The sequence below is a fragment of the Sulfitobacter sp. 1A13353 genome (assembly GCF_043557255.1).
Lineage (GTDB): Bacteria > Pseudomonadota > Alphaproteobacteria > Rhodobacterales > Rhodobacteraceae > Sulfitobacter > Sulfitobacter faviae.
Genome location: NZ_JBIFFS010000013.1, coordinates 1 through 24,147 on the forward strand (window position 1 = coordinate 1; position 24,147 = coordinate 24,147).

Consider the following 24,147-nt stretch of genomic DNA (forward strand, 5'->3'; position numbering starts at 1 on the left):
AAGCAACCTGATGGAAATACAGAAACGGTTGGAGTAAAACGAGATATCAAAAACTGCACTTCACCGTGAACTCACACCGCAAAGCAGTAATGTCACCCATCGGCAAAGCAGAAGTGTCACTCTCCTTGCATACGGTAGCGAGGATTAGTGGACATGGGATGGGTGACGATGAGCGAGCGCGAGTTGAACCGCGTTGAGGTTTTGGCGCAGGTCGATGATGGGCGGCTGAGCGTCGACAACGCGGCGAACATGCTGGACCTGACACGGCGGCAAGTGTTTCGGCTTTTGAAGCGGTACCGCCAGGACGGTGCATCTGCGATCCGGCACAAGTCGCGTGGGCGCGCGCCGAACAACCAAATCCACTCAGCCAAACGCGATTATGCGCTGACCGTCATCAAGGAACATTATCCGGACTTCGGGCCGACGCTTGCAGCTGAGATGTTGGCCGAACATCATGGGTTAAAGGTCTCGCGTGAGACGGTGCGCAAGTGGATGGTTGAAGATGGCATCTGGCTGTCTCGCAAGCAGCGCCGCCAGTTTCATCAACCTCGCCTGCGCCGGGAATGCTTCGGTGAGCTGATCCAGATCGACGGCTCGGACCATCGCTGGTTTGAAGACCGCGCATCACCTTGCACCCTGCTTGTGTTCATCGATGACGCGACCAGCACGCTCATGGAACTGCGGTTTGTGAAGTCAGAGAGCACGTTCAGCTACTTTGAAGCTTTGGAAAGCTATCTGCACAAACACGGTCGCCCGGTCGCGCTCTATTCTGACAAGCACACGGTGTTCCGTGTCTCCAAAGAGGACGCCAAGGGTGGTGCGCGGATCACCCAGTTTGGTCGGGCGCTGAGTGAGCTGAACATCGAGATTCTCTGCGCCAATTCGAGCCAGGCCAAAGGCCGTGTCGAACGCGCCAACCGCACGTTGCAGGATCGGCTGGTCAAGGAACTGCGCATCGCGGGCATTTCAGACATGGAAGCTGGAAACGCCTATTTGCAAGGCTTCAAAGACCGCCACAACGCCAGGTTCGCCAAGGCCCCGGCCAGGTCGGACAACCTGCATCGCGCGCTCAATGTCGAGCCGGATCGGCTGGCAGATGTGCTGTGCTGGCGCGAGAACCGCTATGTCGGCAGGCAGTTAACGTTCTCCTACGACCGCAAGCGGATCATGCTCGAAGAAAGTGACATCACGCGCGGGCTGGTTGGCAAATACGTGGACACCTACGCCTTTGTTGATGGCCGGTTCGAGGTGCGCTCCAAAGGCCGCTCCCTGCCCTACACAGTCTTCGACATGGATCAGCGCGTCACCCATGCGGCAATCACCAGCAACAAAAACCTGAGCGCAGTTCTGGAACACATCAAGGAGATGCAGGACGCCGCGCCGCCAAAGCCGAAGGTGCGGACAAATTCCGAGAAGATGGGTTATAAACCGAATGGGCGGCGTCCTGGCAGGCCCTCAGGATCGAAAGCCAAGAAGAAGATTGCGCAGGCGGCGGAATAGGCCAAAATCGACGGTATGACTGAGGACGAGCCAGAGATCATCTTTTCCGAATGCACCCAGACCGTCACCATCGACGGGCATCACTTTGACGTCGAGATTTACAAGACCAGCATCGATCCCGGCTGGATCCTGTCAGTTGAGAACCAATTCGGCACGTTGACGATTTCAGACAATCCGCCCTTCTTTGGTGATGTCCTTGCGTGGCGTACCTTTGAAAAGATCGTGCGCGAAGACGGCGTCAGAGCATTCTACAATCAGACCGAACAACGGAAGCCGGGTCTCTAAGCCAATCCCCGCAAGGCTTTTCAGCCCTTCGATATGTGGGGTCTCCGGGCTGCAAAGCCTTGCTACCGTCGCGCCCAGTAGTGACATTCCTGCTTTGCAAACCCAGTGACATTTCTGAATGGTGTTTACAACCGATGTAGCCAGGTACGCACTACCCTCAATTGGAAATTTTGCTAGAAAGCAGTGGTTTATCTGACGGGAGGAACCGGTATGGGAGCCGTTTACGATCAACTGAGTATCGTAGAAGGACGCAAGATAGAACGATGGAGGCACGCGAAGGTCCCGTGCGGAGTGGCTTTCGCTGCAACCTGCGTCAACTGGCAATCGCGGACCAAGCTGACCTTGACGGTATTGGGGGGCAATGGTCGCTGAGCGGACGTAGCAGAGATCGTTTCTTTTGGGGCCAGTACAACGCTTCCTGTCGCATTAACCGCGACGCCACATCTCTTGCGATGCTTGCCTGTTGGGCATAGGCAACGTCGAGGAAGTCGGCAGGCATAGTCATGCTTCCTTACAGAAACTCGATGTGCTCGCGTGCCTTGGCCGCGAGACGAGGCATCCCGGCACGGGTGAGGTCCAACAGAAACTCTGAGACATCCATCGGAGGTCTTGTCAGTCTGGCTCTGAGGGTTCGCAGTGCGCCAGTTGCTTCCATTGGGAACAACTCGAACGCATCGGCCAGAAACTCGTCCGGGTCCACGGTGATAATGTCGAACTCCTCAAGCACGTCCTCGGGGAAGTCCTTGTGGTTCTTCGTGACGATCACCTGAGTTGAGGACTTGATGCCTGCCGCCAGAACGTGGCGGTCGTCCGGGTCTGGCAGCTCCAAGCCAGCGATCAACGGTTTGTAGCCGGTAACGAAGCACTCTTCGAACACTTTACCAATGATCCCCAACTGAGCCTTAACGCTCTCCACAGTATCCGGCATGTCCTTGATCACGTTCCGCGACCATTCGTCCATTATCTCTTCAGTGAAACGCGCCCTGAAGATGCCCTGTGTGGCAAATTCAAGCAGGACGTCTCGCATCCTGTACGGATACAGAACGCAGGCGTCGAGGACTGCGACGAATGGGTTCGCGATGTGGTTCAATGGTTAGCTTCCTTTTGCCACCGCCTCCTGTCCCATCTGAACGAGCTGCGCCATGGCGTCATGCTGCGCTTGGCTTCGCCGTTCTCGATAGTCCATGAGGTTGGTCGTTTTGATACGGCGGTGTGAACCGACAGTTTCGCATTCGATTTCGCCCCGCTTGATCAGCTTGATCAGGAAAGGGCGAGAAACGTTCAGCATGTCTGCGGCTTGCTGGGTCGTCAGCATTGCTCCGGTGGGCACAAGGGTGACCATTTCACCATTGCTGATGTGACCCAAGAGTTCGATGAGCTGACGTCCAATCGTGGGCGCGATGGTGACAGGGCTGCCATCCTGTCCGTTGATGACGATGCCGTCATCCATCTCCATCGCAATTGCAAGTGCGGTCGCGGCTGAAGCCGCGTTCCGAATTTCTTCCTTTGTTGGCAACCTCTTCTCAAGTGTCTGCTGCATGGAGGCCCTCCGCCTTACTCAAATCTGGGTTTCGCCGTCGTGCGATTGCGGCTGTATACGCGTTGTCCGCGCTTCTCGCATGGTTCCTATGTATCATTCGAAATAATCGAAACAAGTGAAATAATCGAATCGAGTGAAATAAGTGTAGCGACTGTCCCGCATGTACACGCCAAGGCAGTATGTGAGGTTTCCGGGATTGAACACCTAAGCGAGATTGGCAAGCTGCACTTGGCACAAATGACCGGCTTGGCGCGCGCTACCCTCAAATGCGACTCTTTTTAGAAAACAGTAGTTAACCTAATGAGAGGGATCGGTACGGGAACCGTTTGTAACCAACTAAGTCTCACAGAACGACACAGGATAGAACATTCTTTTGGTTCACAGGCCCACGATGACCTCGCCACTTATACCATCGCAGCTAAAGCCATGCTGGATGCCGGATCCTGGTTGTTACTTGCGCCGCCCTGACCTTAACTCGATGGAGGTGGTATTCTCGAAGCTCCAAGCACACCTGATCAGGTCAGCCCGGTATGTCCCCACCTTCACAAAAATCTCCGAACTCTTCTCACCAGAAGAGTGCTGGAATTACCACGACGCTCCCAGATATGTATTAGATAAACCGCCTTGGGGCTGGAAAAGGCTTTCGTCCACAACAGAATGATGAACTGATCAGCCTACTTGAACCATCGAGCGAATGTTTGCCCATCATGTCAAAACCGCGCCTTTTCTGAAGAGCCAAATCCTCCTCTTTCCACCTATGTTCGCAGCAATAGCTGCGGTTTGGCGGGAAGGCAGTTCATCCCCTTAGGTCAATATCAGTTTGTCTCGCGGCCTTCGATTTTGGAGAGCCATTCTGTACCGCCGTAAGCAACCGCGATCACGAAAACTGTTGTGGTGTTTTCATCAATCTCGAAAGCTATAACTCCTTTGCGCCCAGCTGGGATTGTCCTTACGGCGCTGCTCGCTTCGGTTTGAGAAGAACCCTTTTTGGGGTTGTCAGCGAGGCGGTATGCAGTGTCTTGAATGTGTACTAGCTTATGTGTGGCTTCCGTGATGCCTGAATGGTTTGCGATAATATCAGCAATAACCTGCAGATCAGTCGCTACCTCGGGGTGAAACCGTATCTTGTAGGTCACTGAGGCTTAATCCGAACTCATACGTTGATAAGCGCTGCGGAAAAGCGCCTCTCCCGAAACGAACTCTGATCGCGGCGTTTCCATTCTCTCAGAAATCGCAGATGACACGGCTTGCAGTGCATTTTCGCGCTGCACTTCGTCTTCAATGAGCTGCTCAATTGCTGCTGCAACCGCTGAGCTTGCTGTAGCGAATGTGCCTTGTTTGACCTTAGCCATAAGAAAGTCATGGTGGCGGTCAGTAAAGCTAAGCGTGGTTTTTACAGTCATTAGAGAACCTCTTGCATGAATAAGTCATACTTTGAGGTGCAAAGGGGGTCAATACTGCTCTAAGGCGCGTTCAATGCAAAAGGCCTAAGTAGGTTTTGTTCTTGCAAATCCCGCTGTCTCACACGGATTTTGGAATGACGGCGAAGCAGATCCCAACGCGACGTTCTTGCCCTTTAGAAGTTAGGCAGTCCTTTGATCAACCGTCCGACCTGACCGTGTGCATTCTGGTTGCTGTGTTTACCGTTGCATTTAATGCAGCAGTTTCAAGCGTCGACAGCAATAGTATTATCAGTCCGATAAGAGTGGCGGTTAGGACAAGCCACTCGACCGTTACTGCGCCACTATCGCTGTGTAGAAACGATTTTACCTTGAAGCGAAAGTTCATATTTATTCTCTTTCTGCCTTTGGTGAAAGCCCGTTTCATGGGATAGCCTGGGTGGGTCTATCTTATTGTTTTTATGTAGGATATAAAGGCCACGCTACATGCGTTAGCGTGGCCTTTTAGGGAAGCGGGCGCTCCTTGGAGGGAAAAGCGTCCTAGTATTGAGAGATACCACCCCTTAAGCTTAGCAAATAGAGCTTTGTGGTTATCCGGGTGCCTCGGATGTGCTTTGCGCTGTCGCCGCCTTTTCGAGATCTGCAGAAATTCCGTCGACAAGGGCTTTGGTGTCGTCTTTGATTGTACCGAAAGCCACAACTGCCAGACCGACGATGGCTGCGGTAAGCACAACCCAGTCTACTGTAACGGCGCCGTCTTCATCACGTGAGAAACGTTTCATTTTGAGAGCAAATTTCATGGTGCATTCCTTTTTTACGACCTTCTGTGAATGCTTGTAGGCCGGCCCCATGTCGAAAATTTGTCGCTCAAAGGTAATGTGTTGTTAATATTGTGGCATAAATTGGGCGGCTGTTGATTCCCACCACGGAGGGGCCTTTACAGCATCTCATGTTAGGCATCCTCGCTTGAGGTTCTGGTCGTAGAAGTAGGCCTAGAAGCTCTTGTTGTAACCTCCCATGGCAATCTAGGTGCGTGGAATCGTAATGGCAGCATTCACTCCGATTGCGCTACCAGAAGAACCTCAAAGGTCACACATACCCGGTTCATGAGTGGTACCAACTCTCCCGAGATAGGCGCTCCGTCAAAGCCGACAGCAGTTACCTGTTGGGCTGTAGGGCCAATTAGTAGGACTTCAGTGGCAATATCGTTCAGCGCTGACTGATCCTTCAACCTAGTACCCACTAAGCTTCCTAGACCTTTCACGGTGCTGGCACACAGTCCTGCGATTTCCGAGCATTTTGCGATGCCTTCATCAATCAACTCATTTGGCCGGATTGTTCCTAGTACTGCATTTGGGGTGTCGACCTGATGAGTGTAGCTTGGGCGAAACAAGGTGAACCCCGTCTCTTCGTCCGGGGCGCTCTCAAGCATCGCCCCGTCCAGCATCCAAGCATCCACCATGTGGTCAGCTGCCAAAACCGTTTTTTCGGCTAAGAGATGCCCCGCATGGCGGGTACCATTTTCCTCAGTCCAGAGGCCGTGAACATGCGCAAATGCTTTGCCGTCACGCCGCCCCAGATGCGCACCAGCCTGTCGGATTGTCGCAAGCTGCAATACTGTCTCATCACTGTACCACGCTACATGGCTATCATCTGGAGATGGTGCGGGACGGACGAAGGTTAGTATTTCAGTTGGTACGTCGGTCAAGTCGAACCAAGCGCCCGCACCTTCAGCGGCTTCGATCATCGCCTGCAAAAGGGTCGATCCCGCCGATAGCTTTACGCGTCGGCGTGTTGCACGGCATGGTACCGCGCTAATACGCTCCGTCGCGATCGGGCCGGGATGCTGCACTGTCGGCACCTTAGACATCTGCAATCTCTCCGCGGGCGACCAGTTCAGCTCGGATCAGCTTTTTGGTGATCTTGCCGTATCCGGACTTGGGCAACTCGTCCCAAAACAAGACGGACTTTGGCATTTTGTAGCGCGGTACCTTGGCTCCCAGCCACTCGAGTAAATCTGCAGCCTCTGGCGTATCCCTATGTGCGACGCAGATGGCGATACCGACTTCGCCCCATGTGGGGTCCGGTATCCCTAGTACAGCGCATTCGTTGATGGCGGGGTGTTGCAGGATCTTTTCTTCGATCTCACGTGGGTAGATGTTGGAGCCGCCTGAGATATACATGTCGGACGCCCTATCGGTGAGGTAAAGAAACCCTTCAGCATCCATATGCCCAAGGTCCCCGGTCAGGAACCATCCGTTTCTGAACGCTTTATCATTGGCTTCGGGATTGTTGTGATAGCCAGCAAAAACGGCCGGACCTATGACCGCAACTTCCCCAGTCTCACCAGGCGCGACCTCTTGTCCTTCTGCATCTTGCACCTGAACCTGCATCCCCGTTCGCGCAAAGCCGCAGGTGCCAATACGCATTGCAGCGTCGTCGGCGGAATGGTGCGCCGGTGGCAAGACAGTGATGTTGCCGGTTACTTCGCCTAAGCCAAAATACTGGACTAGAACAGGGCCCAAAACTTCAATTGCGCGGATTTGGTCGGCGCGGTACATCGGCGCTCCGGCATAGATCATATAGCGCAGGCTGGAGTGGTCATGTTCATAGACAGAAGGATGTTCGACCAGCATCTTCACGATCGTCGGCACGGTAAAGGCATTCGTCACGCGCCACTTGGCAACCAAGCGCCAAACCTCTGCGGGGTCGAACTTTGTGCCTCCGGGCAGAATGGTTTTCACCCCATGGGCCACCTGCGTCAACTGATGGATCCCCGCCCCGTGGGACAGGGGCGCGACGACGATAGACGCATCATCCGGCCCGGTGCCCGGCATCAGGTCGCAAAGGTGGTTCGTGATCACAAAGGCCAACTGGCCATGTGTCAACACAGCCGCCTTCGGTTGACTTGTCGTACCAGAGGTGAAAAAGAACCACGCGGGATCGTCGCGATCCACTTCGGCCGCGGCGACCGGCACCCCAGCGAATTCTGCTACGAGTGTGTCGTAGTCGTCCTCTCCGTCAGCGCCAATAGTGACGGTGAAGGCGACATCCTTGCAGGCTGCGATATGTCCGGCGAACTCGGCCCCCGCCAACAGCCCTTTGGCTCCCGAAGACATGGCAAGCCATGCGACCTCTTCAGGCGTTTGGCGGAAGTTCGCGGGCACCCAAACGCAGCCGAGTTTCCAACAGGCAAAAGCCGCCTCGAACATCTGATTGCAATTGGCCGATTGTACTAGCAAACGGTCGCCCTTGCGCATTCCGTAGCGGTCACGCAACGCTGCGGCAAAGGCGGTTGCGCGGGCCTCCAGGTCGGACCAGGCCCAGGTTTCTTCGCCCCAGGCCAGCCCGATCTCCTCAGGCTGGCGCCGCGCGGAATCGGTTAAAAACTGCGAGAGGTTCATGACGCGGGTAGAGACGGGTTGCATCACGCCACCCGCTCAAGGATCGAGGCATAGGAGGCCACAGCCGCCCCGCCCATGTTAAACACCCCGGCAAGCTCGGCATCAGGGATCTGCATGCCGCCCGCTTCACCCATCAACTGCATCGCCGCCATGACATGCATCGACACGCCCGTGGCCCCAATCGGATGGCCCTTTGACTTCAGCCCGCCGGAGGGGTTCACCGGTAGTCGCCCGTCCTTGGCCGTCCAGCCTTCCCGAATGGCGCGACTGCCTTGTCCCGGTTCCGTCAAGCCCATCGCCTCGTATTCCAGCAACTCCGCCACGGTGAAACAGTCGTGGGTTTCCACGAGGCTCAGGTCATTGAGCGTCAGGCCGCTCGCCGCGAATGCCTGCTCCCACGCCCGCCGGGCGCCATCGAAGCGGGTGATGTCCCTCCGCGACAGCGCTAGAGGTTCGTTGGTATGGCTGCGCGCACGGAAACGAATTGCGCGCTGCAGCTGAGCCGCCACCTCGGGTGCGGCCACGACCATCGCCGCCGCCCCGTCAGAGACCAACGAGCAATCCGTGCGCCGCAAAGGGCCCGCAACAAGAGGGTTCTTCTCCGAGACCGTGTTGCAAAAAGCCACGTCGAAATCCCGCTGCATATGGGCAAGGGGATTCTGCATTCCATTGTGGTGGTTCTTGGCGGCGATCATCGCCAGCGCTTCGGATTGATCGCCGTAACGCTGGAAATAGCTGCCCGCGATCTGCCCAAAGAGTCCGGCAAAGCCGCCGCCGACGCCTGCTTCCTCCGCCCGGTAAGACGCGCCGAGCAGGATATCTCCCACCTCTGCGCCCGGTGTGGCTGTCATCTTCTCGGCGCCTACCACAAGTGCAATCTTGCCTCGCCCACTGGCAATAAAATCCATCGCTCCGTGCAATGCAGCAGAACCGGTCGCGCAGGCATTTTCGTAGCGCGTGGCGGGGACGCGGGCCAAAGCCTCATTCCCCATACCCACGAGAGCTCCCTGAAAATCCTGATCCGAGAAGCCGTTGTTGAAGACACCGACAAAGATGCCATCCACGTCTTCGGCCGCCACGTCCGCATGGGCCAAAGCCGGCCCCGTGACCTCGGCCATCAACCCTTCGGTATCGGGCGCTTCGCTTTTGCCAAAGGCGCTATGGGCCCAGCCCACGATATAGGGGTCTGTCATCATTCACTCTCCTCCAGTACCGGCTGCGGCATCCTGCGCGCCAACCGGAGCTCAATTTCCCGCGCTTCGCGTTTCAACAATTCCGCCAGTTCGCCATCGCGCGGCGGCAGCATTCGGCTCTCGATTGCGGCGATCGACATGGCCCCTGCGACGGATCCATCAGGGCGGCAAAGGGCCACGCCGATGCCCCAACTGCCGGGCACGATCCGCCCGGGGTTCAATGCAAAACCCCGCGCGCGCGACCGCGCCACATCACTGCGCAAAAGATTGGCGTCATAATTCGGATAATCGCGTGCCATTCGCTCAGCATTGTCTTGAAGCACCATTTCGACCTCCGCATCCGGCAACGCGCTCAGCATCGCGAGCGAGCCTGCGCCGATGCCTAAAGGGTGCTGCGCGCCGGTCTCAAGCGCATGGGTTCGGATCGGGAAAGCCCCGTCTTCGCGGTGCAGACAAACCGCGGCCGAGCCCCGCCGCATGTTGACGAAGGCCGTGTCGCCGCTCGCTTCGGCAAGCCGCACGGCCGCCTCCGCCGCAATTTCCAACAGTCCGTGACGTGGGGTTGCAAAGGTGCCTAGCACATAGCTTTCCTCCCCTAGAAAATAGAGCCGCGAGGCGCTGTCCTGCTCAACCAGACCGCGTCGAATAAGCGCAAGCATCAGCCGCCGCACTGTGGGCTTGCCCAGACCCGAGGCCTCGATCAATTCCGACAAAGATGCGCCCCGCCCCGCTGCGCGTCCGGTGATTTGCAGAAGCGCCAAGGCGCGGTCCACCGCTTGACTGCCGCTGGCGGGGGTCGCCTGATCTCCGCCGTTCATAATATGGACCTCTTGCGTCAGGATTCCGGGACTTAGACACAGAGAACTGCGCATTCTCTCTTCGATTGCAAGAAATATCTTGCCCGAACCGGCGAACTCTGTTCCACATTATGGCTCAATGAGGGAGGAACTATTATGAAAATGATTTCAAAGGCGGGTTTGGCCGCAATTTTCGCAACCGCCGTCTTTTCCGGTGCGGCCAGCGCCGACACCCTGCGCCTGTCGCATAATACCGGCGACACCACGACTTGGCACAAGGGGGCCGAAAAATTCGGTGAGCTTCTGTCTGAGAAAACCGACGGCGCCTATGACGTGCGCGTCTTTCCCAACGCGCAGCTTTCTGGTGGCGACCAGATGAAACAGGCCGAGATGGTGGGCCGCGGGGCGCTCGACCTCGTCGTCACCTCGGCGATCAACGTGACCCCCTTGGTGCCCGAGATGGCCGTGTTCTCGCTGCCCTATCTCTATGCCAACTACGATCAGGTAGATGCGACCACCCAAGGCGAACCGGCGAAACTGCTCGAAGACATTCTGCGCGAAAAGGGCATCGAAGTGCTTGCCTGGGGTGAAAACGGGTTCCGCGAAGTCACCAACAATGTCCGCCCGATCAAGACCCCCGAAGATATGAAGGGGCTCAACATGCGCGTCGCCGGCCCGATGTACATCGACGTGATGAATGCGCTCGGGGCTAACCCGCAGCAGATGCAATGGGGTGAGACGATGACTGCACTTCAGCAGGGCGTGGTCGATGGTCAGGAAAACCCCATTGGTGCGGTAATCATTCCCCAGCAGGTCTTTGAAGTGCAAAAACACCTGACCGCTTGGCACTACTCCTATGACCCGATCTTCCTCGGCGTCTCGACCGATGTCTGGGGTGATCTGGACGAGGCGACCCAAGAGCAAATGCGCGCCGCCGCGACCGAAGCCATGGAATATCAGCGCGAAATCACCCGCGAAGGCACCGCCGAAGGTGTCGCATTCCTGCGTGACAAGGGGATGGAGGTTTACGAGCCGTCCGAAGCGGAACTGGCAGCCTTCCGCGAAGCGACCAAACCCGCCTTCGACACTTGGGCCGCCAAGGTTGGCACCGACATCGTCGGTAGCTTCCAAGACGCCATCGCCGCGACACCCGCGAACTAAAGCCTAGGCGCGGCCTTTCACTGGGGCCGCGCCGATCCGGGAGGGTCAGAGCCATGCGATTTCTGCTGAACGAGTTTGAAAAGATCGTCTGCGCCGTGCTGTTTCTTGGCATGACGCTGATCGGCTTCATCAATGTCGTGGTTCGCTATGCCACACATTATTCTTTCGCGGCCTCGGAAGAGCTGCTGACCAACGGCTTTCTGCTGTTGACCGTTTTTGGCGCCGCAATCGCTGCGCGCCGAGGGCAGCATTTGGCGGTTACGATCGTTCAGGATTTCTTGCCACGCCCTGCGGCCCGGGCCGTGTTTCTGCTGTCGGTGATCCTTTCGATCCTGCTTTTGGCAGCCTCTGCTTGGTTCTCCTGGGCTACACTGATGAACCAGATCGGCAGCGGCATCCGCAGCTATGCGCTTGGCGTGCCCGCGTGGTGGTATCAGATCGGCCTCCCCTTCGGCTTTGCGCTGATCATTATCCGTTACCTGCAACATGCCGCCGAAATGTGGCGCGCGACGCGCCAAGAACCGCGAGCATAATCCAGTGTTTGATATCTCCAGCATGGGTGCCGGCACCCAGATGATCGTCGCCTTTTTTCTGCTGATGGCGCTGCGCGTGCCCGTGGCCTTCGCGCTCGGCCTGTCGGCTATGTATGCCATGTGGCAGATCGGCTTTGGCTTTGACCTCGCGGGCGATCTGATCGCCACCGGCATCGCGAAATACGCCCTGCTCGCCATCCCCTTCTTCATCCTCGCGGGGACCTTGATGGGTACCTTGGGCATTGCCGAACGTATGATCCGCTTTTTCCGCATCCTGATCGGCAGCTTGCCGGGCGGTATGGGGGTCGTCGGCACCGTCGTTTGCCTCTTCTGGGGGGCAGTCTCAGGCTCCGGCCCTGCCTCTGTCGCAGCCATTGGTCCCATGATCATCAAAGGAATGGAGGAGGACGGTTACCCTCGTGCCGCAGCAGCCGCTCTTGTCTGTACTGGTGCTGCGTTTTCTATTGTTATTCCCCCGTCCATCGGTCTCGTAATCTATGGCGTCATCGCTGAAACCTCGATCTCCGCGCTCTTTATTGCGGCGATTATCCCTGGTCTCTTTATGGGGGTGTTGATGCTGATCATTCTGCCCTTCATCAAATCGACCAACCGGGCGGAGTTGGACAAGCTCTCACCCGCACCAGCCAGCAAAGGCTATTGGCGCGATCTGGGGCAGAGCTTCCGCGAGTCCTTCTGGGGCTTGATGACCCCGGTCGTCATCCTCGGGGGCATCTACTCCGGTATCTTCACCCCGACCGAAGCCGCCCTCGTCGCCACGGTCTATGCCATCGCCGTGGGCGCTTTTGCCTATCGCACGCTCACCATCCGCGCCCTCTACGATGCCCTGACCGAGGCCGCCTCTTCCTCCGCCGTCGTCATGTTGGTGGTCGCCTATGCCAGCCTGTTTGGATGGGTCGTGACGGTCGAAGATCTCGTTGGCCAATACTCCGGCCAATTGCTCGGCCTGTCGGACAATGGGGGGGTGATCTTGATGGTCATCATGCTGATCCTGCTGATTGCGGGCATGTTTATGGACCCGGTCACAGTGATGTTTATTTCCCTGCCGATCTTCCTGCCCGTGGTACGCGAGCTTGGCTGGGATCCGGTCTGGTTCGGCGTGTTAGTAATGGTGAACCTTGCCATCGGCCTCATCACACCGCCCGTCGGGATCAACCTCTACGTCGCTGCGAACATCACCCGCCAACCTTTGGAGCATATCGCTCGCGCCGCCTTGCCGTTCCTCGCGATCAGCGTCATCGGCCTTGCCATCGTGGCGGCGGTCCCTGCCCTTTCCCTATTCCTGCCCGAGGTTTTGAAATGAATGATACCGTCGCCTTGATCACAGGTGCCGCTCGCGGCATTGGCCTTGCAACTGCGGCGCTCTTTCACGCAGAAGGCCGCCGCATCGTCATGCTCGACCGGGATACGGATGAGCTTACAGAAGCTGCGGCCACCCTACCTGGAGCACTCGCTATCACCTGCGATGTGTCGAGCCCTCAACAAGTTGCGCAGGCCATAGCTGAGGTAGAACAGACATATGGACGCCTCGACATTCTGGTAAACAATGCGGGTGTCGCTGACTTCGGACCATTGGCGGAAACCGACTTTTCCCGCTGGCGGCGCGTTATGGAAACTAACCTTGATGGCGTGTTTCTGATGTCCCAAGCCTGTCTCGCGCTCCTCTCCGCCCGGGGTGGGGCCATCGTGAATATCGCCTCGATCTCCGGGTTGCGCGCTTCGACACTGCGGATCGCCTATGGCACCTCCAAAGCGGCAGTGATCCATTTGACCAAACAGCAGGCCGCAGAGCTTGGCGAAGTTGGGATCCGTGCAAACTGCGTCTGCCCCGGACCTGTGGATACGAAACTCGCGTTGGCCGTTCATTCGCCAGAAATACGTGCGGCCTACCACGACGCTATTCCCCTCAACCGTTATGGGACAGAACGTGAAATTGCAGATGTTATCTGCTTTCTGGCCAGCGAACGCGCCAGCTATGTCACCGGTCAGGTGGTAGCCTCTGATGGTGGGTTTGACGCTACTGGTGTGGGTCTGCCCGCGCTTAGAGGCTGATCGGTTCGCTTTACGTACTCTTCAGGGTAAAAAGCCCCGACGCATACGTCGGGGCTCATTTCTTAGCATCAGTGTCCAAGAGTCGCAGCATCGACGCGCCGGGGATCTGACGCACCAAACAAATAACCGCTTTCTTTGTCTACGAGTATTGATTGGGTGGATCCCATCACCGATTTTTCGCTGACCTTGTGTCCGCGTTGTTCAAGCAGCCCTATCGTGTCGAGGTTGATCCCTTCTTCGATGCGGATTTCGTCAGGTAGCCACTGGTGGTGGATTCGCGGCGCGAAGGAAGCTTCGGCAATATTCATCCCATGGTCGATGACATTCATGATAACCTGCAACGTGGTGGTGATGATACGTGAGCCACCGGGCGAGCCGGTTACCATGAAGACCTCTCCGTCTTTCATGACAATGGTGGGCGACATCGAGGAAAGCGGCCGCTTTCCCCCCTCCACAGCATTGGCATCTCCGCCGATCAACCCATAGGCATTGGGCACTCCGGGCTTGGCCGCAAAATCATCCATTTCATTGTTCATCAAAATGCCGGTTCCGTCGGCAACCATCCCAGACCCATAGGAGAAGTTGATCGTATATGTGTTGGACACGGCGTTGCCATCTTTGTCCACGATAGAGAAATGCGTTGTCTGGTCAGACTCGTAAGGTGCAAGATCTCCTGGTTTGATGCTGCTTGACGGGGTTGCCGCGTTCAGGCTGATTTCGCCCTGAATATCTTTGGCATAGGCTTTGGAGGTAATCTCGCTCAAAGGCACATCCACGAAATCGCTGTCGCCAAGGTACTCGGAGCGATCCGCATAGGCCCGCTTCATCGCTTCAGCCATAAGGTGGATTGTGTCGGCCGTGTTGTGACCGAGGAAAGAGATCGGGTAGTTTTCAAGAACGTTGAGAATTTGAATGATATGCGCGCCCCCTGAACTAGGCGGTGGCATCGAAACGATCTCATAGCCACGATAGGTCCCACGCACGGGCTCACGTAAAACCGGCTTATAATTGGCCATGTCTTCAACCGTGATACGCCCACCCGCAGCCTGCACCGCGTCAGCGATCTTTGTGGCCGTTTCGCCTTTGTAGAAGCCGTCTGTCCCCTCATCAGCAATCTTTTGGAGGGTGTTTGCAAGGTCTGCTTGCACAAGGGTTTCGCCGGGTTCATAGAAACCACCATCCTCTTTGTAGAAGATGCTTTCGGAGGTTGGCCATTTCTTCAGCCGGTCCTCAAGTCCCTTGAGGCTGTCAGAAAGCCCGGGTGTCACCGCAATACCATCTCGCGCAAGAGTAATCGCGGGCTCAATCACTTCGGCTAGCGTCATGCTGCCATAGTTTTCTAACGCCATCTGCATGCCCGCAACGGTACCTGGCACGCCGACAGCTAGCCCTGTGAAGCGCGAAAGCTCGCTGTCGGCGTTACCTTCGGCGTCGAGGTACATGTCTCGCTCCGCAGAGGCGGGCGCCATTTCTCGGTAATCTATTGCCTTCGTTTCGCCGGTCTCGGCGTCATGAATGATCATGAAGCCACCGCCCCCGATATTGCCCGCGCGCGGTAGGGTCACCGCCAGTGCGAAGGCCACAGCAACGCCAGCATCAACGGCATTACCACCAGCCTTTAGGATATCGAGCCCAATTTGGGCTGCTACAGCTTCTTGTGCCGAGACCATACCGTTCTCGGCATAGACAGGATGAACACGGTCATAGCCGGAAAAAATCGCTGCTTCTTGGGCCTGAAGTACGGGTGCTGCTGACATCGCCAAGCATACTGCACCAGTGATAATCTGTCTCATCAAATTCCTCCCCTTCGCGTTTGCGTAAGGGAAGGTTGGTTGTTTCCCTTTAGAAGTGCAACGAAAAGAATGTCGGCGTGCTAAAGGCGATAGTCTGTAAGGTGTAGTGGCTAAAAAGTATCAAGCATGGTCCTACATCGTTCTTATCGAAGTTTTAAGGAATCCATACGATTTTCAAGAGAGCCCGTGCGAGAAGTGCAGAAGCTCTACTGGGTGCTACTGAAGGGAGAGAGGCTTTGAAGGATTCTGAACGGATAGAGATGCTGGAAAAGGCCCTGATAAAGTACGTTGAACTGTATGGATTTATCGACGAAGCGCGGACGTACTATATCCACTACGCAGCCAGCAAGAATGCCTCTCCGACGTCTAAACATTAGCGACTTGGCGCTCGAACTAGCGTTTAGTTCTCGCGAAGCAGTTGATAAGCTAGCACTGCCTAAGATTGGCGCAGCTTTGAGCCTACCGTCTTGCGAGGAGGTGATCTCTGGATGACGTTTGGACCGATTTGAGCAGGAGATGGCCTGCGTGGCTGCCCGCTTGGTGCTATCGGTACGCTCTAATCAATGGCTCAATGCGATGGGGACTGATCAGTAGGCAAGATTTCGCAAGTTAAATCGTGAGCTTTGGGCCGCTCCTCGCCGCTCACCGGGCGCGAGGATGTAGAAGATGTATTTTCGTTGCGTCTGCGCGTATAGACGCTTCAGGAGCGCTAAAGCTCCAATACGATAGGCAAGCGCATGCTGGCGTTCATCGGTTTTCTTTTGATAGTCTTGGCAGTAGCGGCTTGCTTAGGCCTCGCTCTGGCACTGTTTTTAGGCGCAGGTCGGAAATAGCTCAGTGTTAACAAATGTGTCGGACTATTTGATTGCAATAGAGTTTAAATTTGCCAGCCCACAATGTCACTTTAGCTTCCCTCCTAAGGAACGCCTCCATTCTTGGAGGGCCTCCATTTTCTCAGGCAGTGCAGCGCTTCTCATGAGCGTGAGCTGAATATCGGATGGGTTTAGGAGCGGCCGTGGTGTGATCGGCCACTCCTTAGATTAATTAAACAAAGACGCCGTCAGAATAGGTAGTGCCTACCAGTTGGGCAAACTCATCAGATTGCATCATATATGCTAAGGCCTCATCTACAGAATCGGCGATGCCGTTTAGATCGAGGTACTCCTTCCAGAAGTTTAACCCTGCATCATCCGCCTCACGATCAAACAAGTTCTGGTATATGCTACGGATCAGGCTCTCAGAGTCACTCAGAACCGCTTCGTATTGTTGAGAGAAAGCTTCGGTTTGGGTGAAAGCATTTGTCAACGCGAAGGTGTTGATCGTGCCGCCTTCGTAGAGGTTCAGCCAGAAGTCAAAGCCTTCCGCATCTGGCTGTGCATTCCCTAGAAGGGCTTCATAGGCGGTTTTCACTAACCCTGCCCCGTCCTCTACGTCTAGGAACAAGGTTCCATCGATAAATTCGAGGCGGTCAAGGCCAACAAGTTTTTGAGGCTCTTCCCCTGGAATGGTTACTGTAACCTCATCGGCCTCGATTGATATCGTCGTGCCGCTGAAAGGCAGCTGGAAGGATTGGATATCATTTCCATTTGCATCTTGCGTAATTTCAGGACTGATTGGGTCTCCCGAGCTTAGTCCTTCGATCTCACTGATTAGTGCAGAATCTGGTAGATCTGCGATGGCGCTGCGCAGTTCTTCAACACCAGCAGAAATAAGAATTGGGTTCGCTTCAATCGCAGATAGAGCTGCATCGAGCTCTGCTGTAATGGGCACGCCCAAGCTGGTTATGATGCTGCGCAACTGTGAAGCAAGCCCTTCAGAGTCGTTGAGCAAGGGGTTGTCCGCAATCAATGTCAGCAAGGGGCGGATATCGCCGACCGTTAACTCTTCCATTCAAAATCTCCCAAAAAGTAATATTTTCAAGCGATTACCGGCGCTTCCCTTGCTGAGGAATCGCTATCTCAAAAATAATAATGCGAAGAAGAATATCTGGCTATAAAAATGTCAAAAATGTAGCAGCGCTGCTTTGCAGCGGTGGCCGAGTATGTATCGGGTTTCAGGTGGTTGGGTTGTGACACGCAAAGTCTTGCGATCAAAGGTGCTGCAGGGCTGGAATAACCAACTTACACAACAGGCAAAAAGTCGTCGTGGGATCATACAAGCCACTATGTGCCCCAGCCTTCACAGTACGTTAGGCTTCGATCTTCAACATAGCAGCGATGGCCTGAAGGATGACTGCGTTTGTGTTAATGTCACTATAGGTTCTGCTGGCATCCCCTGTTTTTTTATTGATGCTGGGGGCGAAGCCATAGGGGGTTTGGGCTTTGTCTCGCACTAAAGAGAGCAATCTGCCGCAGAGCGGATGGTCTTTATAAGACGCCCATAAATAGGCGGATTTTGAACTGATGGAGAGATGGCGATCTCGGAAAGCCTGAGTGCGATGCGCCTCTAAACTGGCTACGGTGTCGGTAGCCCAAACTCTTCCCGAAGCATCAAATTGCAAACCTTGGTATAAAAACCAAGGGGGGCTGTTGATTGGCGTCTCTGAAACAGAAACCAGTTGACCGGTTTCCACGTACTCTTCGGCTTGAGCTGCAAACAGCACATCGGCAAGATAGGCGGATTCAGGTGACATTCCGAACTCTAGCGCTTCCATCAAGAGAGGCTCCGCCCCGAGGGGGCCAATGTGGCCACAAACTTCAAGCAAGGCCATCTGCCCATCCGGAAGGCTTCGCCCATGGCAGACTTCGTAAGGGGAGGCTACCTCAATGCCCCAAGTTCGGAACGCCCATGCGGCATAATGCGCACAATGTGATCTAAAGGTGGTTTCCAACTGACCATCTTCGACCGAGTATACGATGCCATCTTTCACAATGTCTCTTAAATCCCAAGTGGCTACAGTTGGAGCTGCGCGGTCCTTCACGAGAGGATGGGTGTCGAGGTTGTATAAAGCGGACAAAAGCCGGCCCGCATCGCATCCGTCAAAATTCCGGTTTCCCCATTTGAATTTATTTGTAGCGATCCAACCCTGCGGTAGAAGCCGGCCCTGCGAGCGCCTTCCGGCGAGGTTGGGCAAAATGCGTCCTATGGAGCTTTGAAACTTCTCTGGCGAGATCAGTTCCAGATCTGCCGCCGCCATTAATGCGAAAATATGGCTTCCTACATCCCACATTGTTACGCTTTCATGGAGTCTTTGGTGGCCGGAGGCGAAGTTCACTGTAGCGGGGCAAAGGCCAGTCTTAGGATTGGTCCATTCTTCAAAATAAGACCAAGCTACTTTGGCATCTGCCAATAACTGCGCGCGCGCCTCTTCACTCTGAGGTGCCGAGGGCTTTGACATTTGTGGTTTAAAGGCCTCGGTTCTGCGGTAATGGGTGATGTAAGGCCCGGTGGGGACAAGTTTTCTGACGTAGTCGGGAAGCGCAACAAAACGCGAAATGCCATCATCTTCGATCGTGCGGAGTGCATTTTTGAGCAATGCTCGATGGGCTTTCTGTTGCACAAGCTCAGCAGAAATCACGAGGACACAATCCCTTGTGCCGAGCGCTGTTGTTAAGGGCCCGCTTAAAGCAGTGGCTTCTCGAATGGGTAAGGCCGGCAAGCTTAAGATGTTTTGCGGGGTCAGTCCTGCTTCAGCCCCTGTCACAAGTCTTGCGCCAACTCCATAGACCACGTTGAGGATAGAGCGAGAAGGGCTAGCCCGTGTCTGTTGAGAATGCCTTAAAAGCTCTACAGGACCACTCGATGAATGATCTTCTCTTAAGTTGATCCAGTAGCCTGAAGTGGGGTCTAAGGTTGTATCAATCCCAAAGCTGGATAGCTTTCCATCAGTGGCCAGTTCTTGTTGGAACGCCATGACGGCGTCGCGGTCCTGAGCGGTTGCCTTTGGCTTCAGAACAAAATGAAGTCCTAGATTTCTCTTATAGGAATAGGCGTCGCGAAACTGGATATCCGAGGCAAGGATCGGACTTACCCAATGGTCTCCCGGCTGATTAAGTACCTGCAAGGCGAACGCTGTTGCCGCGGCCTCGAGGCTTGCCAAGGGGAGCCTCGAGAAGGCTTGCGCAGACAGATAGTACACACGCTCCACGGCCTGATGCTGGGGAAGGCTGTACGGTTTATGAGCCGGCAACAGCTCTATTCTTTGGCCTCCCAACATTCTGACCACACCATCTTCCCAAGCCTCGGGCCTTACAGGAGAGCTTGTATGGGGCCGCATCAAGACATTCCGGATTCCTGCGGCGCGAACACCTGATGGGGCCAGTGGTCTATCGCGCATGTCACAAGCAATTGTCTGATTGCTGACTACAAAAGGCGCGTCTTCATCTTTCCACAAAGCGTTCTTTAAAGCGCGTTGCGCTTCATAAGCCGCGCGCGCTTGAAAATATGGGGTCATACTTCCAAGCTCTTTGACGAGTGGTACAACTTGGATCAGGCCTGGAAATCGCTTAAGGCGCGTCTTTAGGGCAGTGGATGCTTCCTCATGAAGCTCTGGGTCGACCACACATGTTACCGGCAGACCTTTGCGCGCGAATGCATCCAGAACAATCGCTGTTCGGACGTGATCGAAGCTCGGCGCCAAACCATCCAGGACAACAAGAGTATTTTGAGCTGTGGCGCCAGCTGCGGCGCCCCCTATGAGTTGGGACAGAATAAGGGGGCTGGCAGTGCCCCATTTCAAGAAGCTCCGGCGTGCGATCACGTCAGCTTCGCCTGATCAAACTTATAGCCTACGCGTGTCATGCGCCCCCAAGAAGCCAAAGACCCGGTTGCAGCCCGCCAGATCGCCCGTATCACACAGATATATAAGATCTGGCGGTAGTAAATACGCTGCAGGGGGAGCAAGAGTAGCAAGCGTTTATCTTCTTTCGCGTCAAAACGGAAAGCGATGACAGCAGTTAGGATTTCCAGGGCTGGGAGAGCTAAGTAAGCCACCAGCAAGGGGTTGATCAGGAGTTCCATATAACCTTGGCTTTCCGTACCAAACCCCATGAAAAACTCTATACAAAGGATTGCGAGGAACAGATCTGCCAAAGGGGCGAAGAGCGGCATTAGGTAGCCGAAAATCGCCAAATCTGGGAGCGCTATAAGACCTAAGTTCCTGCGCTCTCCTACTGCCCCTAAATGCTTCCAGCTGGCCTGCATCATGCCCAGAGACCAACGCAGGCGTTGAGTCATCAGCGCCTGCAGAGACATGGGGGCTTCGGTCGTAGCGACGGCTCGATCCTCATATACGACCTGATAGCCTGACCGCAGCATCGCCATCGTCATATCCGCATCTTCCGTCATCGTCTCAGTCGAAAAAATACCAGCTTCCATCAGTGCGGTTGTGCGCCATGCGCCAATAGCACCGGGTACCACTGTAATGGCATTAAGGTATTCTTTCGCGCGGCGCTCAATGGCTTGAGCCGTGATGTATTCCAATGCCTGTAAGCGTGTAAGTATGTTGCTGCGGTTGCCAACGACGACCCGACCGGCGACGGCTCCGATATTGGGGTCATTAAATTGCGCCGCGAGGATGCTGACAGCATCGGGAGCGATTTGGGAATCTGCATCAATGCAGATCAGAACGTCACTTTGGGTTTCATCAAGAGCTGCATTAAGTGCAGCTGCTTTGCCACGGTTGGGCTGCTTTAGGACTGTCACCAGTGGGTGATAGGCAAAGCTGATCGCTTTTTCGTAGGTCTCATCGGTCGACCCGTCGTCGACTACGATAATGTCGAAGTCATCATACTCCGAGTATAGGGCTTGCCGGATACATTTCTCAATTACTGGGCCTTCATTGTATGCAGGGATGACGATCGTGACGGAAGGCGTGTGCCTCGCTGCTGCAGGGATATGACGCTTGCGCTTCATAGCGAGAACTAGAAGGCTGGATGATCGGAAAACCCCAATCGCAAAGACAGTCCAGAAGGTAATTTTGAGGAATGACCAGCTATTGCCTACAGCGAGGAAGGACATATTGCCGAAAGTTGACGTCATGTGGTCACCTTCAGGCATGAGCATGTCCGACGACGCGCCCAGAAGGTCGCCCAGAGTGGTAAAAGTATAGCCTTTTCCGCGCAGTTCCGAAATTACCCGCGGAAGAGCCGCGACGGTCTGGCTCTGATCTCCGCCCCCGTCATGGAGTAGAACGACACCTCCTGCGTTCATCTCTACTTGACGGATGATTTCCGTGGCAAGCTCGTCTGCGGTTTGAGAGAGCCAGTCACGGGGAACGACATCCATCCCCGCAATGATATATCCCGCTTTTTCCAAAGGCATGAGAGAGGCGATTTCTTTTGAGGTTATCGGTCCCCCGCTGCGCATATAGGGTTCTCGATAGAGCCGCATGTTGCGGCCAGTTATACCGTTGATCAACAATTGTGTGGAATTGATTTCTACCTTCGCGCGAGAAGCGGACACTTCTGCCATGTTTGGGTGGGAGTAGGTGTGAGAGCCCAGCTCATGACCTTCTGAGAGGATGCGTTTGACCAAGTCCGGTGACGTGATCGCATTGTTTCCTAAAACGAAGAAGGACCCCGGCGTTTGAGTATCGCGCAAAATGTCCAAAGTGGCTGGGGTATGCTGAGGATGTGGACCATCGTCAAAGGTCAGAACCACCTTATTGGCCCCCCCTGCCCCATAGAGTTGCACGGCACCTGCTTGGGGTATTTGTTCGTAAGTAACGGCTAAAATTCCACCTGTGTCAGCTGCGACTTCTATACTCCGCTTGCCTATCTGAGGCATTGAGGCCGGGGCCACGAATGGCCCGCGGCCCAGAAGGTCAACATAGCTGGATAGGACGACATTCCGAAGACTTGCGCGCGGCAAATCGGCACCGCGCGTCTTGTGGTCAATAACAGCCCAAATTCCGGGGTCTTCGTAGCCTAGTCCACTGAGGCCGAACGCCGCCACGCCTTGCTGTTGCAATGCCAGAATTTGATTGTGTATTGAGGCCGCATCAAGCATCCAAAGCCGATGCTGTAAGCCTTTAGCGTCGATATAGCTGGCTCGGGTGTTTTCTGCTGATGGGGCAAACTCCACCATGCCTTCTCTTCTTGCCACTGCAGACATTGTCTTGGCAAAAGGCTGCATCTCTGGCCGTGGCTGTCTGGAGACCCAATCCACCGCATGCGTGCCAAGCTCGATAACAAGTTTGGCAGGGGAAATATGCTCTTGAAGTGCCGCTATATGTGCTTTGAACCAACGCTTATCTGCGAGCGGCTGTGGAGCGGAGCCAATCCAGTACTCGCGATAGCCATTGACGATTACGGTATCAAAAAACCGGTTTGCGGTGATTAGCAGCCTTTTGGAGGCGTTGCTTGGAAGCTTTACACAAGAGGTCAGGTTTTGTTCGGCCAAAGCGGTTGTCATCTGGCGGCCTAGCGCCGCGAAGACATTGGCACTTACTGACGCGAGAGGGCTCGCATCGAGACAGAAACCCTGAACCTTTTTTTCTCCACGGGAGCGCTCAAAGAAGTCAATCAATGCCCCCGCCACTTTCTCAGAGCCACCCTCATCGTTGTAAAGCTGTGATGCTGTCGTGTCGATTTGAACGATGGGCATGATCTGCAAGTTTTGGTTTTGAGCAGCATAATTCCACAACGGATCACGGGTTTCTGCGCTTACACCTAAGACTTCAGCGCTGTCCTGCGTTGCGTTGATATGAAACCATGTTGGCAGTACTACATGTAGGGTATCGCAGCTCTCCGTGAGAGACTTCGTTGCCCAAGGAAGGTCTGCGGGCACAACGGCATAGACCTTTTGTGTTTGACCGGGCGCAGAAAGCCGGTTTCCTTCCTCCATCTGTGCCAAGCACGGGTATTTGAGAGCTTCTTGCTGGGCGTGTAGGTCGATTGCCGCGAGGTTCGGGTCTTGCTCCCTTTCATCTAGGTGGAACGATTGTGAGTCAGATTCAATAGTGTGCCTTTTCAAGGCGCTAATAGGTTCAGGAAGTGCCGCTTCCAGTCCCCCATTGGAGCCTACGGTCATGGCAAAAAGCATGAGCCAAATGACCACGCCCGTCGCAATAGTGCTTGCTGAAAGCAGAACGCGGGACCTTCGTCTGCGACTGGGGTCCAAAAAGACACGATCAGACAAGCCTCGACTGGCCCGGGGTTCATGATACCCACGCGGCTGGCAAGTAACCTGCTTAGTTGTTTCTTTACGTCGCTCCATAACGCGCATGCACGCCTTCGCATCATTAATTCGCATAGAAATTCTGAGGCGAAAAACCGACTGGAGCCTTTCAATGAGTCTCAACAACCGCTTGAAGGGAAAAGACCCAAAGCCCTTCAGCAGCGAGGTTCTCCCCAAGGAAGACGGTCCCTAAAATCTCATTGGCAGGCTGAGCTTGGCGATGATCCAAGCACGTTGGGTAGCCACAAATCTATACAAAGAGCAGTATAAAATAAGGCGACAGTAAGTCACCTAATTGCACATTTCCGACCCGATTTGCAATTATAGGTTGTGCGATTGTTTCGGTAAAAAAG

19 protein-coding genes are annotated in these 24,147 nt (G+C 55.0%); 6 read left to right on the top strand and 13 right to left on the bottom strand.

Translation table 11 applies throughout. The annotated features are described in order from the left end of the window. Nucleotides 1-153: 153 nt before the first annotated feature. Nucleotides 154-1,500, top strand: a complete 1,347-nt coding sequence (locus ACGYLO_RS21380; RefSeq protein ID WP_394377341.1) for an ISNCY family transposase — start codon at nucleotides 154-156, stop codon at nucleotides 1,498-1,500. A 15-nt stretch (nucleotides 1,501-1,515) separates the two neighbouring features. After that, entirely contained in the window at nucleotides 1,516-1,785 is a 270-nt protein-coding gene (locus ACGYLO_RS21385; RefSeq protein ID WP_394377342.1) for a hypothetical protein, read from the top strand. Nucleotides 1,786-2,296: 511 nt separating this feature from the next. Here ACGYLO_RS21385 and ACGYLO_RS21390 read toward each other — a convergent pair. The 9 genes from ACGYLO_RS21390 to ACGYLO_RS21430 form a co-directional block, all read right to left on the bottom strand. Continuing rightward, the gene (locus tag ACGYLO_RS21390; protein WP_394377343.1) at nucleotides 2,297-2,875 is read right to left on the bottom strand and encodes a PIN domain-containing protein; all 579 of its coding nucleotides are present in this window, start codon (nucleotides 2,873-2,875) and stop codon (nucleotides 2,297-2,299) included. Between the two features lie 3 nt (nucleotides 2,876-2,878). Continuing rightward, nucleotides 2,879-3,325, bottom strand: a complete 447-nt coding sequence (locus ACGYLO_RS21395) for a helix-turn-helix domain-containing protein (protein ID WP_394377344.1) — start codon at nucleotides 3,323-3,325, stop codon at nucleotides 2,879-2,881. An 815-nt stretch (nucleotides 3,326-4,140) separates the two neighbouring features. Then, nucleotides 4,141-4,461 (bottom strand): type II toxin-antitoxin system RelE/ParE family toxin, encoded by a 321-nt coding sequence (locus ACGYLO_RS21400; protein WP_394377345.1) that lies wholly within the window; start codon nucleotides 4,459-4,461, stop codon nucleotides 4,141-4,143. A gap of 6 nt (nucleotides 4,462-4,467) precedes the next feature. Continuing rightward, nucleotides 4,468-4,728 (bottom strand): hypothetical protein, encoded by a 261-nt coding sequence (locus ACGYLO_RS21405; protein WP_394377346.1) that lies wholly within the window; start codon nucleotides 4,726-4,728, stop codon nucleotides 4,468-4,470. A gap of 587 nt (nucleotides 4,729-5,315) precedes the next feature. Continuing rightward, nucleotides 5,316-5,525: a Flp family type IVb pilin gene (locus tag ACGYLO_RS21410; RefSeq protein ID WP_394377347.1), complete on the bottom strand. Its 210-nt coding sequence runs from the start codon at nucleotides 5,523-5,525 to the stop codon at nucleotides 5,316-5,318. A 254-nt stretch (nucleotides 5,526-5,779) separates the two neighbouring features. Then, nucleotides 5,780-6,472, bottom strand: coding sequence for a hypothetical protein (locus ACGYLO_RS21415; RefSeq protein ID WP_394377384.1), 693 nt, complete (start codon nucleotides 6,470-6,472; stop codon nucleotides 5,780-5,782). A 115-nt stretch (nucleotides 6,473-6,587) separates the two neighbouring features. Beyond that, a complete protein-coding gene (locus ACGYLO_RS21420; protein ID WP_394377348.1) occupies nucleotides 6,588-8,153 on the bottom strand; it encodes an acyl-CoA synthetase in 1,566 nt (521 codons plus the stop codon). Next, nucleotides 8,153-9,322, bottom strand: coding sequence for an acetyl-CoA acetyltransferase (locus ACGYLO_RS21425; protein WP_394377385.1), 1,170 nt, complete (start codon nucleotides 9,320-9,322; stop codon nucleotides 8,153-8,155). Before ACGYLO_RS21425 ends, ACGYLO_RS21420 begins: the two co-directional genes overlap by 1 nt. Further along, nucleotides 9,322-10,140 carry an IclR family transcriptional regulator gene (locus ACGYLO_RS21430; protein WP_394377349.1) on the bottom strand — a complete coding sequence of 273 codons (819 nt, stop codon included), beginning with the start codon at nucleotides 10,138-10,140 and terminating at the stop codon, nucleotides 9,322-9,324. The genes ACGYLO_RS21425 and ACGYLO_RS21430 overlap by 1 nt, the downstream gene beginning before the upstream one ends. 135 nt (nucleotides 10,141-10,275) lie before the next feature. On the opposite strand from ACGYLO_RS21430, the gene ACGYLO_RS21435 reads away from it, so the two are divergent. Genes ACGYLO_RS21435 through ACGYLO_RS21450 form a run of 4 tightly spaced genes read left to right on the top strand, consistent with a single transcriptional unit; the run spans nucleotide 10,276 to nucleotide 13,883 of the window. Then, nucleotides 10,276-11,280, top strand: a complete 1,005-nt coding sequence (locus tag ACGYLO_RS21435) for a DctP family TRAP transporter solute-binding subunit (RefSeq protein ID WP_394377350.1) — start codon at nucleotides 10,276-10,278, stop codon at nucleotides 11,278-11,280. Between the two features lie 53 nt (nucleotides 11,281-11,333). Next, nucleotides 11,334-11,813, top strand: coding sequence for a TRAP transporter small permease (locus ACGYLO_RS21440; RefSeq protein ID WP_394377351.1), 480 nt, complete (start codon nucleotides 11,334-11,336; stop codon nucleotides 11,811-11,813). A 4-nt stretch (nucleotides 11,814-11,817) separates the two neighbouring features. Next, nucleotides 11,818-13,134, top strand: a complete 1,317-nt coding sequence (locus tag ACGYLO_RS21445; RefSeq protein ID WP_394377352.1) for a TRAP transporter large permease — start codon at nucleotides 11,818-11,820, stop codon at nucleotides 13,132-13,134. Beyond that, nucleotides 13,131-13,883, top strand: a complete 753-nt coding sequence (locus ACGYLO_RS21450; RefSeq protein WP_394377353.1) for an SDR family NAD(P)-dependent oxidoreductase — start codon at nucleotides 13,131-13,133, stop codon at nucleotides 13,881-13,883. The genes ACGYLO_RS21445 and ACGYLO_RS21450 overlap by 4 nt, the downstream gene beginning before the upstream one ends. Nucleotides 13,884-13,951: 68 nt before the next feature. Here ACGYLO_RS21450 and ggt read toward each other — a convergent pair whose 3' ends face one another. From ggt to ACGYLO_RS21470, 4 genes are all read right to left on the bottom strand, one after another. After that, nucleotides 13,952-15,676 (bottom strand): gamma-glutamyltransferase, encoded by a 1,725-nt coding sequence (gene ggt / locus ACGYLO_RS21455; protein WP_394377354.1) that lies wholly within the window; start codon nucleotides 15,674-15,676, stop codon nucleotides 13,952-13,954. A gap of 1,044 nt (nucleotides 15,677-16,720) precedes the next feature. Further along, the gene (locus ACGYLO_RS21460; RefSeq protein WP_394377355.1) at nucleotides 16,721-17,566 is read right to left on the bottom strand and encodes a DUF4214 domain-containing protein; all 846 of its coding nucleotides are present in this window, start codon (nucleotides 17,564-17,566) and stop codon (nucleotides 16,721-16,723) included. A gap of 298 nt (nucleotides 17,567-17,864) precedes the next feature. Then, nucleotides 17,865-20,375, bottom strand: coding sequence for a DUF3131 domain-containing protein (locus ACGYLO_RS21465; RefSeq protein WP_394377356.1), 2,511 nt, complete (start codon nucleotides 20,373-20,375; stop codon nucleotides 17,865-17,867). Next, nucleotides 20,372-23,647, bottom strand: coding sequence for a glycosyltransferase (locus ACGYLO_RS21470; protein ID WP_394377357.1), 3,276 nt, complete (start codon nucleotides 23,645-23,647; stop codon nucleotides 20,372-20,374). The genes ACGYLO_RS21465 and ACGYLO_RS21470 overlap by 4 nt, the downstream gene beginning before the upstream one ends. Between the last annotated feature and the right edge of the window lie 500 nt (nucleotides 23,648-24,147).